The following is a 16,988-nucleotide window of genomic DNA, read 5'->3' as shown; positions in this document are numbered from 1 at the left end:
ATGAACGTTTTCTCCTCCGTCAACACCGAGGTGAAGATCGCAACCGAGACCGCGGACCAGCTGTGGTACAAGGACGCCATCATCTACCAGCTGCACGTCAAGGCGTTCGCCGACAGCAACAATGACGGCATCGGCGACTTCACGGGCCTGACGGAGAAGCTCGGCTACCTGCAGGAACTCGGCGTCACCGCGCTGTGGCTGCTGCCGTTCTATCCCTCGCCGGGCCGCGACGACGGCTACGACATCGGCGACTATGGCGACATCAATCCCGATTTCGGGACGATGAAGGATTTCAAGCGCTTCATCCAGGAAGCCAAGAAGCGCGGCCTGCGCGTCATCACCGAGCTCGTCGTCAATCACACCTCCGACCAGCACGCCTGGTTCAAGCGTGCGCGCCGCAGCCCGCCGAATTCGAGCGCGCGCAGCTGGTACGTCTGGAGCGATACCGACCAGAAATACCTCGATACGAGGATCATCTTCACCGATACCGAGAAGTCGAACTGGACCTGGGATCCGGAAGCCGGCCAGTTCTACTGGCACCGCTTCTTCTCGCACCAGCCGGATCTGAACTTCGACAATCCGCGCGTGGTGCGCGCCATCGTGCAGGTGATGAAGCGCTGGCTCGACACCGGCGTCGACGGCTTTCGGCTCGACGCCATCCCCTATCTGTGCGAGCGCGACGGCACCAACAACGAGAACCTGCCGGAGACGCACGCCATCATCAAGCGGCTGCGCCAGGAGCTCGACGCCTACGCCAAGGGCAAGATCCTGCTGGCCGAAGCCAATCAATGGCCGGAGGACGTGCAGGAATATTTCGGCCATGGCGACGAATGCCACATGGCCTATCACTTCCCGCTGATGCCGCGCATCTACATGGCGATCGCCCAGGAAGACCGCTTTCCGATCACCGATATCCTGCGGCAGACGCCCGACATTCCGGCCGCGGCCCAATGGGCGCTGTTCCTGCGCAATCACGACGAGCTGACGCTTGAGATGGTCACCGACGTCGAGCGCGACTATCTGTGGTCGACCTATGCCAACGACCCGCGCGCCCGCATCAATGTCGGCATCCGTCGCCGTCTCGCGCCGCTGATGGACAATGACCGCCGCAAGATCGAGCTGATGAACTCGCTGTTGCTGTCGTTCCCCGGCACGCCGATCATCTATTACGGCGACGAGATCGGCATGGGCGACAACATCTATCTCGGCGACCGCAACGGCGTGCGGACACCGATGCAATGGTCGCCCGATCGCAACGGCGGTTTCTCGCGCGCCGACCCGGCGCGGCTCTACGCGCCGATGATCATGGACCCGGTCTACGGCTACGAGGCCGTCAATGTCGAGGCGCAGTCGCGCAGCCTGTCGTCGCTGCTGTCGGCGACCAAGCGGCTGATCGCGGTGCGCAAGTCGACGCTCGCCTTCGGGCGCGGCACCATGACCTTCATCCGCCCCGAGAACCGCTCGGTGCTCGCCTATGTCAGGCAGTACCAGGGCGAGGCGATCCTGTGCGTTGCCAACCTGTCGCGCTCAGCGCAGGCCACCGAGCTCGATCTCTCCGCCTTCAAGGACCGCATTCCGCTCGAGATGCTCGGACGCACGCGCTTCCCGGCGATCGGTGAGCTGCCCTACATGATCACGCTGGCGCCTTACGGCTTCTACTGGTTCCAGCTGCAGGAGCGCGACAAGTCCGAGCCGGTGAAGCCGCGGGCGGTGCCGGAGTTCGAAACGCTGGTGGTGCCGCTCGGTTCGACCTGGACCTCGCTGGCGCGGGAGCGCGGCGTGTTCGAGCACGACGTGCTGCCCGGCCATCTCTCCCGCACGCGCTGGTACCCGGAGCATTCCGCGAAGGCGATCCAGCCGACGCTGGTGTCTGCGATCCCGTTCTGCGACATCGGCGACAACCGGCCCTGGCTGATCTTCTTCGAAACCACGGAGCGCGGCATCACCAGCCGCTACGTGCTGCCGATGCAGATCGAATGGGTGCGCTTCGACCGCGAGCGCTACAACCCGCGCGCCTTTGCCGCGGTCCGTCAGGGCGCACGCGAGGGCACGCTGCTCGATGTCTCGACCGACCAGATCTTCACCGGCCTGTTCCTGCGCAATCTGCGGGAAAACCTCACGGTCGACGAGGGCGAGCAAGGTCTCAAGCTCGAATTCCGGCCGACCAGCCGCTTCTCCGACCGCCCGGTGCGGCAGCCGGAGCGGATCCGCGTGTTCGAGAACGATCAACCGCATTCGACCGCGCTGGTCGACAACGAGTACGTCACCAAGATCTACCGCAAGCTCGAGGTCGGCATCAATCCGGAGATCGAGATGGGCCGCTTCCTCACCGAAGTGGTCAATTTCCCCAACACGCCCGCCCTGCTCGGCACCTCCGAACTGGTGGACGGCGACAATCGCAGCGCGATCGCGGTGCTGCACGCCATGGTCGTCAACCAGGGCGACCTCTGGAATGTCGGCGCATCGCATCTCGACCGCCTCATCGAGCGGCAGCGCCTGCTGGCGGCGAGCGAACATCCGGAGGAGAACGGCGATCATGCGACTTACCTGCGCCACCTGTCGCACAGCGGCAAGCGCCTCGCCGAGCTGCACATCGCGCTCGCCGGCAATCGCGACCTGCCGGACTTCGCGCCGGAGCCGACCAGACCTGAGGATCTGCAGCGCTGGAACGACGAGATCATGGCGCGCGCCGAGCGCGTGTTCGACACGCTGAAGCAGCGGCGCGGCGCGCTGAAGGAGGCCGACCGGCTGCTCGCCGATCAATTGCAGGCCCAGCACGACATGCTGCCGGAGCGGCTGAAGGCGCTGCTGCCGCGCGAGACCGACGGGCTCAGCATCCGCCATCACGGCGACCTGCATCTCGGCCAGCTGCTGGTGGTCAAGGACGACGTCTTCATCATCGATTTCGACGGCGGACCGGGCCGCACCATCGCCGAGCGGCGCCGCAAGGCACCGCCGGCGCGCGACGTTGCCGGGCTGATCCGCTCGATCGACTATGCCGCGACCGCCGCGCTGGAACGCGCGCTCAAGGTCGCCCCCGACGAGAGCGGCAGGCTGAGCCTTGCTCTGGCCGGGTGGCGCGACCAGGCCGCGGACACCCTGCTGGCCGCCTATCGCGAGACCATGGCCGGGCAGCGCCTGTGGCCCACTGAGGCCAGGGCGGCCGACCGCCTGCTCAACTTTTTCCTGCTTGAGAAAGCCTTCTATGAGATCGAGTATGAGCTGGCCAACCGGCCGGATTGGCTGCGGGTGCCGCTCACCGGCCTGCTGAGGATCCTGGCGCAACAGCCGCAAGAGGTTGCATGAACAAACTGCCCGCCGAAGCCTATGCCATCATCGAAGGCCGCCATTCCGATCCGTTCCACTATCTCGGCCTCCACGCCGAGGGGGATCGCAATGTCGTGCGCGCCTTCCTGCCTGATGCGACCAATGTCGAGGCGATCGGCGAGCATGGCGAGACGGCACCGCTGGCGCGGATCCACGATGCCGGCCTGTTCGCAGGGCCCTTGCCGAACGGCTCGACGCGCTACCAGCTTCGGGCGCGGTTCGGCGACAACGTCGTCGAGCTGGAGGATGCCTACCGCTTTCCGCCGATCCTGAGCGATTTCGATCTCTATCTGCTCGGCGAGGGCACCCACCAGCGCGTCTACGACACGCTCGGCGCGCATCCGATGACGCTCGACGGCGTCGACGGCATCGGCTTCGTGGTGCTGGCGCCGAATGCGCGGCGGGTCAGCGTGGTCGGCGACTTCAATTTCTGGGATGGACGGCGGCACCCGATGCGGGTGCGCGGCCCGGGCTATTGGGAGCTGTTCATCCCGCGCGCGCGGGTCGGCGACCACTACAAGTTCGAGATCATCGGTCGCAACGGCCAGCACCTGCCGCTGAAGTCGGACCCCCTGGCGTTCGCCGCCGAGGTGCGCCCGAAGACCGCCTCGATCGTGATCGACGAGCGCAAGATCCCGCACCCGCGCCCGGCGCCCGATCGCGTCAACGCGCTGAGCTCGCCGATGTCGATCTACGAGGTCCATCTCGGCTCGTGGCGCCGCAAGGGCCGCAACGAGTGGCTGAGCTATCGCGAGATGGCCGAGCAGCTCCCGGCCTATGCCAGCGACATGGGCTTCACCCATATCGAATTCCTGCCGATATCAGAGCATCCGTTCGACGGCTCCTGGGGCTACCAGCCGACCGGCATGTTCGCCCCGACCAGCCGGTTCGGCTCGCCCGACGATTTCGCCGCGCTGATCGATGCCTGCCACGGCGCGGGGCTCGCCGTGCTGCTCGACTGGGTGCCCGGGCATTTCCCCGACGATCCGCACGGCCTCGGCAATTTCGACGGCACCGCGCTCTACGAGCACGCCAATCCGCTGCAGGGCCGTCATCTCGACTGGGGCACGCTGATCTACAATTACGGGCGCACCGAGGTCACCAACTTCCTGGTGTCGAACGCGCTGTTCTGGCTCGATCGCTACGGCATCGACGGGCTGCGCGTCGATGCCGTAGCCTCCATGCTGTATCTCGACTACAGCCGCCCTGCCGGGGGCTGGATCCCGAACAAATATGGCGGGCGGGAGAACATCGAGGCGATCGACTTCCTGCGCCGCTTCAACACCGAGCTGTTCGCGCACTTCCCGCAGGCGACGACCGCGGCGGAGGAATCCACCGCATGGCCGCAGGTGTCGCGCCCGGTCGAATATGGCGGGCTCGGCTTCGGCTACAAGTGGAACATGGGCTGGATGCACGACACGCTGAAATACATCGGCAAGGATCCGATCCACCGCAAATTCCATCACGGCGACATCCTGTTCGGCCTGCACTACGCCTTCTCGGAGAACTTCATCCTGCCGCTGTCCCACGACGAGGTCGTGCACGGCAAGCGCTCGATCCTCGGCCGCATGCCCGGCGACGACTGGCAGCGCTTCGCCAACCTGCGCGCCTATTACAGCTTCATGTTCGGCCATCCCGGCAAAAAGCTGATGTTCATGGGCTGCGAGTTCGGCCAGGAGCGCGAGTGGAATCACGACCACTCGATCGACTGGCACCTGCTGCAACAGCCGAAGCACAGCGGCATCCAGAACGTGGTCCGCGACCTCAACCGGCTGTATCGCGCGCTGCCGGCGCTGCATGAGCTCGACTGCGACCAGGCCGGCTTCGAATGGGTCATCACCGACGACGCCAGCAACAATGTGTTCGGCTGGATCCGCAAGGGCAATGCCGAGCGCGCCCGCTGCCTCGTAGTCCTGAACTTCTCGCCCAACGTCTATCGCAACTATCGCGTCCGGGTGCCGTTCGCCGGCAAGTGGCACGAGGTGTTCAACTCGGATTCCGCCCATTACGGCGGCACCAATGTCGGCAATGTCGGCGAGGTCCGTGCCTCGGAGGGCGCCACGCCCGAGCTGAACCTGACCATTCCGCCGCTGGCTGCGATCTTCCTCGTACCGGAAAGCTGATTGATGCGACTGACCGGAGGAACGTCCGCACGGCTCGGTGCAAGCTGGGACGGCAGGGGCACCAATTTTGCGCTGTTCTCGGCCAATGCGGAGAAGGTGGAGCTGTGCCTGTTCGACGGCCAGGGCCGCCGCGAGCTCGAGCGGATCGAGATGCCGGAGCGCACTGAGGACGTCTGGCATTGCTATCTCAACGACGTCTCGCCGGGCCAGCTTTACGGCTATCGCGTCTCAGGGCCCTACGCACCGGAACGCGGCCACCGCTTCAACGCCAACAAGCTGCTGCTCGATCCCTATGCCAAGCGGCTCGCCGGCCGGCTGGTGTGGAGCGATGCGCATTTCGCTTACCGTACCGGCAGCGCGCGCGAGGACCTGTCGTTCGACCGGCGCGACAATGCGCGCGGCATGCCGAAGGCGGTGGTGGTCGACGAGACCTTCAACTGGGGCCGCCGCGAGATCCGGCCGCATATTCCCTGGGAAGACACCATCATCTACGAAGCCCACGTCAAGGGCTTGACCCAGAAGCGTGAGGACGTGTCGCCGAATTTGCGCGGCACCTATGGCGGCCTGTCGTCGCCGGCGATGATCGACCACCTCAAGCGGCTCGGCGTCACCACCATCGAGCTGTTGCCGATCCACGGCCTGATCGACGACCGCATCCTGGTCGAGAAGAAGCTGTCGAACTACTGGGGCTACAATACGATCGCGTTCTTCGCGCCGGAAGCGCGCTACGCCCAGGACAATGCGCTGGATTCGTTTCGTACAACAGTCGCACGGCTGCACGACGCCGGCATCGAGGTGCTGCTCGATGTCGTCTACAACCACACCGCCGAGGGCAACCATATGGGCCCGACGCTGTGCTTCCGCGGCATCGACAATGCCTCCTATTACTGGCTGAACCGCGAGAACCCGCGCTTCTACGACGACTTCACCGGCTGCGGCAGCTCGGTCAATCTCACCCATCCGCGCGTGCTGCAGATGGTGATGGATTCGCTGCGCTACTGGGTCGAGGTCTGTCATGTCGACGGCTTCCGCTTCGATCTCGCCACCACGCTGGCGCGCGGGCCGAACGGCTTCGATCGCAACCATCCCTTCCTCGCCGCGATCCGCCAGGACCCGGTGCTGGCGACCGCCAAGATGGTCGCCGAGCCGTGGGACCTCGGTCTCGGCGGCTACCAGGTCGGCGCGTTTCCGTCGCAATGGTCGGAATGGAACGACCGCTACCGCAGCGCGATGCGGCGCTACTGGAGCGGCGAAGGCAGCCTGATCGGCGATATCTCGGGCCGCATGACGGCGTCCTCGGATCTGTTTCACCACGACAACCGCGCCACCCGCGCCAGCGTCAACCACATCACGGTGCATGACGGCTTCACGCTCGCCGACCTGTTCAGCTACAACGAGAAGCACAATGAGGCCAATGGCGAGGACAATCGCGACGGCTCCAACGACAACCACAGCAACAATTGCGGCCATGAAGGCCCGACCGACGATCCCGCCATCATCGCGCTGCGCCGCCAGCTCAGGAAGAATGCGCTGGCCTGCCTGCTGCTTGCACAAGGCACACCGCTGATCCTGGCCGGCGACGAGGTCGCCAACACCCAAGCCGGCAACAACAACGCCTATTGCCAGGACAATGAGACCGGCTGGGTCGGCTGGGACAGTCTCGGCACCGACGACGACGCCATCGATTTCATCGGTCATCTCGTCGCGCTGCGCCGGCGCTTCGGCCAGATCCGCTGCCAGCGCTGGCTCGACGGCCGCCGCGCCGACGGCAGCTATGGCGTGATTTGGCTGACGCCGGCTGCGGAAGAGATGAAGGAATCCGACTGGAAATTCCCCGAGAGCCGGTTCCTGGCCTACGTGCTGGGGCCGATGGAACCAGGACAGGCGCCGATCTTTATCGTGCTCAATGCCGCGCCGCAGGAGATCGTGTTCAGGATGCCGAGGATGGCGGAATACAGGAGCTGGCAGCAGGTCTTGAACACGACCAAAGCCAAACAATCGGCCGAGCAGTTTGCGTCCGGTGCCGATATGACGGCGCCGCCGCGCTCGGTGCTGGCATTTGCAGGCTCCGCATGAGTGTCCAGCATTTCGGCCCTGAGCTGACACCGGACGGCGCGCGCTTCCGGCTCTGGGCACCGGCGGCCAGGCGCGTCGACCTGCTGCTCGACAAGCCGCATACGCGAAGCCGCGATGCGCACGCACTGACGCGCGATGCGGCCGGCTGGTACGTCGCCGAGATTCCGGGTGCGCGCGCGGGTACCCGCTACAAATTCCGCATCGATGACGAGGTCGACATGCCCGATCCGGCCTCCGCGTTCCAGCCGGACGACGTGTTCGGCCCGAGCGAGGTGATCGACCACACGGCGTTCAAATGGCGCGCGACCGACTGGCGCGGACGCCCCTGGCACGAGGCCGTCGTTCTCGAGGCCCATGTCGGCACCTTCACGCCGGAAGGTACTTACCTTTCCATGATCGACAAGCTCGATCATCTGGTGGCAACCGGCATCACCGCGCTCGAGCTGATGCCGCTGGCGGATTTCGCAGGGAAACGCAACTGGGGCTATGACGGCGTGCTGTGGTACGCGCCCGACAGCGCCTACGGCCGCCCCGAAGACCTCAAGACCCTGATCGACGAGGCACATCTGCGCGGGCTGATGGTGATGCTCGACGTGGTCTACAACCATTTCGGACCCGAGGGGAATTATCTCGGCCGCTATGCGCCCGCCTTCTTCAGCGACGCGCATACGCCGTGGGGCAGCGCGATCGACTATCGCGTGCCCGAGGTGCGGGCATTCGCGATCGGCAGCGTCGTGAGCTGGCTGCGCGACTATCGCTTCGACGGACTGCGCTTCGATGCGGTCAACACCATCGTCGAAGCCGGCGAGATCTCCATCCTGCATGACTTCAGCAAGGCCGCAGGCCGGCTCGCTACGGAGACCGGCCGGCAGATCAACCTCGTGCTGGAGAACGGCGACAACATCGCAAGCCTGCTCGATGCCGCCGAGGACCCGCCGCACGGCAAATTCCGCGGCCAGTGGAACGACGATTATCATCACGCCTGGCACGTGCTGCTGACCGGCGAGAGGCAGGGCTACTACGGCGACTATCGGGCGCCGAAGCAGGATCTCGCGCGCGCGCTGTCGTCGGGCTACATCTACCAGGGCGAAGTCTCGGAGTTCTGGGGCGGCAAGGCGCGCGGCGAACCGAGCGGTGAGCTGTCGCCGACCTGCTTCATCAACTTCCTGCAAAACCACGACCAGATCGGCAACCGGCCGCTCGGCGATCGGCTCGAAAGCCTGGCAAAGCCTGCGGCGATCGAGGCGGCGCTGGCGGTCACGTTGATCGCGCCCAACACGCCGATGCTGTTCATGGGCGAGGAATGGGGCGCGACGACGCCCTTCCCGTTCTTCTGCGACTTCAAGGGCGATCTCGCCAACGCTGTCCGCGCCGGGCGGCGCAAGGAGTTCGCCTGGGCCTATGCCAAATATGGCGACGACATTCCCGACCCGCTTGCCGAGGCGACGGTGCGTTCGGCCGTGCTCGACTGGACGGCGCTTGGCCACGACCCGGCCCGCGCGCGGCTAAAGCTGGTGTGCGACCTGCTCGCCGTGCGCCGGCGCGAGATCACGCCGCTTCTCCCAGGGGCACGGTTCGGCGGCGACAGCGTTATGGGCGATCTGTTGACCGCGCATTGGCGGATGGGCGACGGCCGCACGCTGTGGCTCGCGGCCAATTTGTCGGACCGGGATATCAGCGGCGCAGGGATGCCGAAGGGAACCGCGATCTGGGGCGCCGCGTTGTCGGGTGACCTCCCCGGCTGGGCGGTGCGCTGGCACATCGGATAGCATAATGCCTCCGGCGATCCCGATCGCGACCTACCGACTGCAACTCACTGCCGATTTCGACTTCGATGCCGCAGCCGCCGTGGCGCCGTACCTGAAGGCGCTCGGCATCAGCCACGTCTATGCCTCGCCCTTCATGAAGGCGCGCAAGGGATCGACCCATGGCTATGACGTCGTCGACCACACCAAATTCAATCCGGAACTCGGCGGCGAGGACGGCTTTGCGCGGTTCAGCAATGCGCTGAAGCAAAGCGACCTCGGGCTGATCCTGGATTTCGTGCCGAACCATGTCGGCGTGCATTTCGCCGACAATCCGTGGTGGCTCGACGTGCTGGAATGGGGACCGGTGTCGCCGCACGCGGTCTCCTTCGACATCGACTGGGACTTGCTGCCCTATCGCGCGCGCGGCGGCGTGCTGCTGCCGATCCTCGGCTCGTCCTATGGTCAGGCGCTGGAACGCGGCGAGATCGCGCTGCGCTACGACGCGAACGAAGGCAGCTTCTCCGCCTGGTATTTCGAGCACCGCCTGCCGATCGCACCGGAGCGCTATGGCGAGGTGCTGCGGACCATCGTCCGCGAGGCCGGCGCCGAAGACGGTCCTGCCGGACACGCGCTGCTCGAGCTCGCCGCCAGGTATCGCGGGCTGCGTCATCCGAACCGCAAGGAGGCGCCGGCGCTGAAGGCGTCGATCCAATCAATCGAAGGCAGTGCCGGGATCATTGAACGAGGGCTTGATGCCTATCGTGCGGGCGAGGATCGGCCAACCCAGACGCTGGCATTGCATCATCTGCTGGAACGCCAGCACTACAAGCTCGGCCATTGGCGGCTTGCCTCCAGCGACATCAACTACCGCCGCTTCTTTGACGTCAACACGCTGGCCGGCCTCCGGGTCGAGGACGTCGCGACGTTCGAGGCGAGCCACAGCCTCGTCAAGCGGCTGATCGCGGAGGACCGGCTGCAAGGCCTGCGGCTCGACCATATCGACGGCCTGCGCGATCCCGCGCAATACTTCCAGCGGCTGCGCCGCCTGATCCGCTCGGCGCAGGGCGCCAAGGCACGGCCGTTCTACATGGTGATCGAGAAGATCCTCGGCGAGGACGAGAAGCTCGCAAAATTCAGCGGCGTCCATGGCACCACCGGCTATGAGTGGATGAACACGATCAGCCAGGTGCTGGTCGACGGTGCAGGCCTCGATCCGCTGAACGAGATCTGGCGCCAGATCAGCAACCAGTCGCCGAACCTGACGCCGGTGCTGCGCGCGGCCAAGCGCCGCGTGCTGGAGACCTTGCTGACCAGCGAATTCACCGTGCTGGCGCGGCTCGTCGCGCGCATCGCCAGCGGCCACTATTCGACCCGCGATTTCTCCGCCGACAGCCTGCGGCAGGCGCTCGAGCTCTACGTGCTGCACTTCCCGGTCTATCGCACCTATCTGACCGCGTCCGGTCCCACCGCGCACGACCGCGCGCTGATCAGCGAGACCGTCGAGCGCGCCCGTGCCGACTGGTTCGCCGCCGACGAAGGCATCTTCGACTTCCTGCGCGATGCCCTCACCATGGACCTGCTGAAGCCCGGCCGGCTGCCGCACAGCACGCCGCGGGTGCGGCGATTTGCGCTGAAGGTGCAGCAATTCACCGGGCCGATGATGGCGAAGTCGCTGGAGGACACCACCTTCTATCGCTACCACCGCCTGCTCGCGCTCAATGAGGTCGGCGGCGATCCGGCGGCCGGCGCGATCGCGCCCGAAGCCTTCCACGCCATGATGCAGGCCCGCGCCCGCGATTGGCCGCACGGCATGACGGCGACCGCGACCCACGACACCAAGCGCGGCGAGGACGCCCGCGCCCGCATCATGACGCTTGCGGAGATTCCCGGCGAATGGACCAGCGCGGTGGCGCGCTGGAAGGTGCTGAACGCGCCGCATCTGGTGCTGGATGGCGAGATGCGAGCGCCATCGGCGACGTTCGAATACATGCTGTATCAGGCCCTGCTCGGCGCCTGGGACCCGGACGATCCATCGCTGGTCGGGCGCATCCAGGCCTATGCGCTCAAGGCGGCGCGCGAGGGCAAGCAGGAGACCAGCTGGCTCAATCCGCACGAGGCTTACGAGGCGGGCGTGAAGACGTTCATCGATCGAATCCTCGACCGCAAGGCCTCACCCGAATTCCTAGATGCGCTCAGTACGCTGGCAGAACGCGCGGCGCTGATCGGCGCGCTGAACTCGCTGAGCCAGATCACGCTGAAGGCGACCATGCCCGGCGTGCCGGACTTCTACCAGGGCACCGAGAGCTGGGATCTTTCGCTGGTCGACCCCGACAACCGACGTCCGGTCGACTTTGCCGGACGCGCGGCGCTGCTCGCGTCGCTGGAGACGCCGGATTGGGACGCGCTGGCCGAGGGCTGGCGCGACGGCCGCCTCAAATTCGCATGGACGCGGCATCTGCTGCGGTTGCGCAACGAGATAGCGGACGTCTTCACCAATGGCAGCTACCAACCGCTCGCCGTAACCGGGGCGCATCGCGATCATGTCATTGCTTTTGCGCGACGCCATGGCCGCGAGGCGGTCATCGTCGCGGTGGCGAAATCATTTGCGCCGTTCACGCAGGGCGGACGCAGCTGGCCGCGCGGGGACGCCTTTGAGGGTGAGATCGAGCTGGCCGGATACGCGCTCCCGGGCGGCGGCAGCAAGATCCAGCTCGCGACGCTGTTCGCCAAACTGCCGGTCGCGGTGCTGAAGGCGAAGGCCGCGGCAGGCGCCAGGCAAGCCGCGAGGCGGGCCCACGCGTAGATTAAGCGCCGCGTCAGCGCTTGGTCAGCAGCAACTGCCCGCGCTTCTGGATCGCCACCTGGGCGAGCTCGGCAAAGCGCTGCAGCAGCCACGGCAGCGTCACCTCGACCCGCACCTGCGCGTCCTCGACGTCGACATGTCCGGCCGCGACCTGCCCCAGCGCGCGGACGCGAAAGCTCATGCGATTGTCGTCCCAGCGCTCGTCCTCGACGCTCAGCATCGGCATGTTGACCGCCGCGCGCGACAGACCGGTTTTCAGCCGGCGCATGGCTTCATCGCGGCCGAGGCTGTGGGGTATCGAGACGATCAGCGGAGCCGACATCGCGGTGCACTCCTCCATGGATTCCGTTGATGTAGTTCTGTTCCAACGCAAACGGAAGACCGCACAGGTTTATCGCACCGCCCGACCCGGAACCTTCATACTCACGGGATGTTTCCTCTCCCGAAGGGCAGCGACAACAGGCCCGCGGGCTGAGGAGAGTTGAGATGTCACTTGGAACGATCATTCTTATCATTCTGGTCATTGCGCTGCTTGGCGGCTTCAGCGGCATTGGCGGCGGACCGTTCTACGGCACCGGCTATTATGGCGGCGGCGGCCTCGGCCTCGTGATCGTGATCCTGCTGATCCTGCTGCTGCTCGGACGATTGTAGCGCGTGGGGACGTGTTGTCCCCTCCCCACTTCCATGACTGTCATCGCCCGCGAAGGCGGGCGATCCAGTATTCCAGAGGCGTCAGCGATTGAACCGATGAGCCGCGGCGTACTGGATACCCCGCTTTCGCGGGGTATGACGACTAAGCCAGCGGCACAAGCTTGCCCGAACGTGTGCTACTTTCCCGCCAGCTTCTTGATCGCCGCCTTGATCGACGATGCCGCGTCGTCATAGCCGTCCCAGGCCTTGGTCTTCGCCAGCAGCGCCGGCACCGACCGCACCGTGTATGTCTTCGGATCGAGGTCGCCGCGCACCTGGCTCCAGGTCAGCGGCATCGACACCGTGGCGCCCGGACGCGCCCGCGGCGACAGCACCGCGACTGCGGTCGAGAGCCGGTCGTTGCGCAGATAGTCGAGGAAGATTTTTCCGGTGCGCTTGGCCTTCGACATGTTGACCAGATAGCGCTCGGGTTCGTCCTGCGCCATCCACTGGCAGATGCCTTGCGCGAACGCCTTGGCCTCCTTCCAGGTCACCTTGTCCTTCGCACCTGTGAGCAACGGCGTTACGACGTGAAGGCCCTTGCCGCCGGTGGTCTTGCAGAAGCTCTCGAGACCGACCGCGGTGAGCCGCCGGCGCATGTCCTTGGCGGTCGCGACCACATCCGCGAAATCGACATCGGGCGCGGGATCGAGATCGAACACCAACCGGCCCGGCGTGTCATAGGCGTCCGGCGCGCAATTCCAGGGATGCAGCTCGAGGCCGCCGAGCTGCGCGACCGCCGCCAGGCCCTCGACCTGGTCGATCTGCAGATACGGCTTGCGGTCGCCGGAAACCTTGGCGAGCTTCAGCAGCTTCGAGGTGCCGGCCATCGCGTGGCGCTGGAAAAACGTCTCGCCCTTGATGCCGTCGGGCGCCCGCACGATCGAGCACGGCCGGCCCTTGAGGTAACCGATCATCCAACCGCCGACCGCCTCGAAATAGTTGGCGAGGTCGAGCTTCGTCACCGGCTCGCCGTCGCCGGCATCCGGCCACAACGCCTTGTCCGGATGGGAGATCGCGACGCCCATGACCTCGCCGGATTTTGCTTTCGCCATCGGCTTCACCACTTTGGTTACGACGGGCCGCTCGGCCTCGACCTCATGCGCCGGCTTGTCCTGGCGCAGGCCCTTGAACGCCGCCTGGCGGATATTGCCGGCATCGGTCCAGCCGGCGAACTCGATCTCGGCGACCAGCTCGGGCTTCAGCCAGTGCACGTCGCGGGTCTTCTTCGGCACGTCCTTGCCGCCGAACGGGCTCCTGTCCGACGCGGCCGCCTTCAGCGCCGGCATGATGCGGCGAACGGTGTCCTGGCCGAAGCCGGTGCCGACGATGCCGACAAAGGCCAGATGATCGCCGCGATAGACGCCGGCCATCAGCGAGCGGAACTTGCCGTTGGTGTCCTTCCAGCCGCCGAGCACCACCTCATGGCCGGCGCGGATTTTTGCTTTCGTCCAGTCGTCGGATCGGCCGGAGCGGTAGGCACCGTCGAGCTTCTTTGAGACGATGCCTTCCAGCCCGAGCTTGCGCGCGGAATCCAGCACCGCGTCGCCGCGCTCCTCGAAATGCTCGACATAACGGATCAGGGGATTCTTGCCCTTGCGCGCCGCGAGCAGCGCCTGCAGCCGCGCCTTGCGCTCGGTGAGCGGCAGCGGGCGGAGATCCTCGTTGCCGGCATATAGCAGGTCGAACGCGTAGTAGATCAGCTGGTCGGTCTTGCCGTCGGACAGCGCCGCCTGCAGCGTCGAGAAGTGCGGCGTGCCGTTCTTGTCGAGCGCGACGATCTCGCCGTCGATCAGCGCATCCGGCAGCTTGCCGGCCTCCTTGGCGATCGCGCCGAACTTGTCGGACCAGTCGAGCGCCTTGCGGGTCTTCAGTACGGCCTCGCCGCCCTCGACGCGGAGCTGCACGCGGTAGCCGTCGAACTTGATCTCGTGGCACCAGCCCGCGCCGTTGGGCGGACTCTCGACCGCGGCGCAGAGCTGCGGCGCGACGAAATCCGGCATTTCCGCGACATGCTTCGGCTTCGCCTTTGGCGGCGCCTTCGCTTGCGCCTTCAGCTTTTCCTTGGGCGCCGGCGCCTTGGTCCTAACGCGCGCATCCGCGGCAATGCCGTGATTGGACTGCCAGACCGCATCGGCTTTGGCCTTGCCGTTGCCCTTCCCGTTCCCCTTGGCCAGCATGAACGGCTGCGGCGCCCGGCCCTTGCCGGCTGCGATTTGCGCCATCGAGCGTCCCGAAGCAACCGAGCGGTCCTCGTCGAGGATCGCTTCGCCGTTGCCCTCCACGGCATATTCGTCGCGGTGTTTGATCAACAGCCAGTTGGTGCGCTTGCCGCCGAAGCGGTCGTTCTTCATCCGCACCAGCACCCAGCTGCCGTGCAGCTTGTCGCCATCAAGCGTGAACTTCAGGTCGCCCTTCTTGAAGCCGCGCTCGGGATCGTCGGACTCCCAGGTGCCGCGATCCCACAGCTGCACCGTGCCGCCGCCATATTGGCCTTCGGGGATGGTGCCTTCGAAATCGCCATAGTCGAGCGGATGATCCTCGACCTCGACCGCGAGGCGCTTGTCGTGCGGATCGAGCGAGGGCCCGCGCGTCACCGCCCAGGACTTGAAGACGCCGTCGAACTCCAGCCTGAAATCATAATGCAGCCGCGTCGCGTCATGCTTCTGGATCACGAAGCGGCGCTGCTTGCCAGGCGCGACCTTGACCTCGCCCGACGGCTCATTGGTCTTCTCGAAGTCGCGCTTCTTTCGATAGGTGGTGAGATTTCTCAGCGGCACGTGATTTCCCAGCGATACGTCCAGGCCTCGGCGCAAACGGCGGCGGCCGCCTCGGCGCGGCCTTCAGGAACCAAAACCTACGGTATCCGTTCAAGTTCCAAACTCAAGCTGTTTGGAGGCGATCATGGCCGCTCCCCGCGCCTACTGGAAAGGCACGCTCAAACTCTCGCTGGTGTCGTGCCCCGTGGCGCTCTACCCGGCCTCGACCACGGTCGAGAAGACTCGCTTCCACATGATCAACCGGGAGACCGGCAACCGGCTGAAGCAGCAGATGGTCGACACCGAGACCGGCGACGTCGTCGAGGCCGACCAGAAGGGCCGCGGCTATGAGGTCAGCAAAGGCAAATATGTCGAGATCGAGAAGGACGAGCTCGAGGCGGTGCAGATCGAGAGCAACCACACCATCGACATCGACAGTTTCGTGCCCGAGGGCGAGATCGACAAGCGTTATCTCGACCACCCCTATTACATCAGGCCCGACGGCAAGGCGGGCGCCGACGCCTTCGCTGTGATCCGCGACGCCATGAAGGACCAGGACCGCGTCGCGCTGGCGCGGATCGTGCTGACCAACCGCGAGCACGTGATCGCGATCGAGCCGCTCGACAAGGGCATGCTCGGCACCACACTGCGCTACCCCTATGAGGTGCGCGATGCCGACGACTATTTCGACGACATCAAGAGCCCCAAGGTGACCAAGGACATGATCGAGCTTGCGAGCCACATCCTCGACAGCAAGGCCGCGCATTTCGATCCGACGAAATTCAAGGACGAATACGAAACCGCGCTGAAGGCCCTGGTGCGCCGCAAGGCCGCCGGCAAGCCGATCAAGGCCGCGGCGCGCGAGGAGAAGCCGAGCAACGTGGTGAATTTGATGGACGCGCTGCAGCAGAGCCTGAAGAGTGGGAAACGCGGCGCCCGGCGGTCGCACGCCACCGGTCGGCGTCCGACCGCGCATCGCCGTGCGGCGAAGAAGGCGCACCGCTCGAGCGCGCGATCGCGCAAGGCTGGCTAAGCTCTCTCCCCGTCATTGCGAGCGAAGCGAAGCAATCCATCTCCCTGAGTGCATGGAGGGATGGATTGAGCTTCGCTCCTCGTAATGACGGGGACAGGCGTTACCGCTTCTTCGCGGCCTTGCGCTTCTTCGACGTCTTGCGCTTCTTCGCCGTCTTCTTCTTGGATGCCTTCTTCGGCACCTTCCTCCCCTTGGCGCGCGCCTCGGACAGGCCGATCGCAATCGCCTGCTTGCGGCTCTTCACCTTCTTCTTGGAGCGGCCGCTGCGCAGCGTCCCGGCCTTGCGCTTCTTCATCACACGCTCGACATCGCCTGATGCCTTCCGCGAGTATTTTCTTGCCATGGCTCTCTCCCAATAGGGGAAACCAAGCCTCGATGGGAGCGAAAGTTCCGTTTGATGTCGTCGCCCGGCTTGACCGGGCGACCCAG

10 protein-coding genes are annotated in these 16,988 nt (G+C 65.5%); 7 read left to right on the top strand and 3 right to left on the bottom strand.

What is annotated here, in order from left to right; translation table 11 throughout:
• From treS to treY, 5 genes are read left to right on the top strand one after another with little or no spacing between them, the layout of a single operon-like run.
• Positions 1 to 3,306, top strand: a complete 3,306-nt coding sequence (gene treS, locus BRSPCE3_RS28265) for a maltose alpha-D-glucosyltransferase (RefSeq protein ID WP_244069626.1) — start codon at positions 1 to 3, stop codon at positions 3,304 to 3,306.
• On the top strand, positions 3,303 to 5,450 hold the full coding sequence (gene glgB / locus BRSPCE3_RS28260) for a 1,4-alpha-glucan branching protein GlgB (RefSeq protein ID WP_244069624.1): 2,148 nt from the start codon (positions 3,303 to 3,305) through the stop codon (positions 5,448 to 5,450). The genes treS and glgB overlap by 4 nt, the downstream gene beginning before the upstream one ends.
• A 3-nt stretch (positions 5,451 to 5,453) precedes the next feature.
• Complete coding sequence (gene glgX, locus BRSPCE3_RS28255) at positions 5,454 to 7,526, top strand: glycogen debranching protein GlgX (RefSeq protein ID WP_244069622.1); 2,073 nt, start codon at positions 5,454 to 5,456, stop codon at positions 7,524 to 7,526.
• Complete coding sequence (gene treZ, locus BRSPCE3_RS28250) at positions 7,523 to 9,295, top strand: malto-oligosyltrehalose trehalohydrolase (protein ID WP_244069620.1); 1,773 nt, start codon at positions 7,523 to 7,525, stop codon at positions 9,293 to 9,295. The genes glgX and treZ overlap by 4 nt, the downstream gene beginning before the upstream one ends.
• Before the next feature lie 4 nt (positions 9,296 to 9,299).
• Positions 9,300 to 12,077, top strand: coding sequence for a malto-oligosyltrehalose synthase (gene treY, locus BRSPCE3_RS28245; RefSeq protein ID WP_244069618.1), 2,778 nt, complete (start codon positions 9,300 to 9,302; stop codon positions 12,075 to 12,077).
• 13 nt (positions 12,078 to 12,090) lie between these two features.
• On the opposite strand, the gene BRSPCE3_RS28240 is transcribed toward treY, so the two are convergent.
• On the bottom strand, positions 12,091 to 12,399 hold the full coding sequence (locus tag BRSPCE3_RS28240) for a polyhydroxyalkanoic acid system family protein (RefSeq protein ID WP_244069616.1): 309 nt from the start codon (positions 12,397 to 12,399) through the stop codon (positions 12,091 to 12,093).
• Positions 12,400 to 12,563: 164 nt separating this feature from the next.
• Here BRSPCE3_RS28240 and BRSPCE3_RS28235 point away from each other — a divergent pair, with 164 nt between their 5' ends.
• Positions 12,564 to 12,728 (top strand): DUF3309 family protein, encoded by a 165-nt coding sequence (locus BRSPCE3_RS28235; protein WP_076865768.1) that lies wholly within the window; start codon positions 12,564 to 12,566, stop codon positions 12,726 to 12,728.
• Between the two features lie 176 nt (positions 12,729 to 12,904).
• Here BRSPCE3_RS28235 and ligD read toward each other — a convergent pair whose 3' ends face one another.
• Complete coding sequence (gene ligD, locus BRSPCE3_RS28230; RefSeq protein WP_244069615.1) at positions 12,905 to 15,547, bottom strand: DNA ligase D; 2,643 nt, start codon at positions 15,545 to 15,547, stop codon at positions 12,905 to 12,907.
• A gap of 124 nt (positions 15,548 to 15,671) precedes the next feature.
• Between ligD and BRSPCE3_RS28225 the strand changes: the two genes are divergently transcribed.
• Positions 15,672 to 16,559 (top strand): Ku protein, encoded by an 888-nt coding sequence (locus tag BRSPCE3_RS28225; protein ID WP_244069614.1) that lies wholly within the window; start codon positions 15,672 to 15,674, stop codon positions 16,557 to 16,559.
• A gap of 100 nt (positions 16,560 to 16,659) precedes the next feature.
• Here the strand turns inward: BRSPCE3_RS28225 and BRSPCE3_RS28220 are convergent, their stop codons facing one another.
• Complete coding sequence (locus BRSPCE3_RS28220) at positions 16,660 to 16,902, bottom strand: DUF6496 domain-containing protein (protein ID WP_244069613.1); 243 nt, start codon at positions 16,900 to 16,902, stop codon at positions 16,660 to 16,662.
• Positions 16,903 to 16,988 lie beyond the last annotated feature (86 nt).

It is taken from the genome of Bradyrhizobium sp. Ce-3 (assembly GCF_022835695.1).
In the GTDB taxonomy this organism is placed as follows: Bacteria; Pseudomonadota; Alphaproteobacteria; order Rhizobiales; family Xanthobacteraceae; genus Bradyrhizobium.
This window is presented reverse-complemented; position numbering and strand designations above follow the sequence as displayed.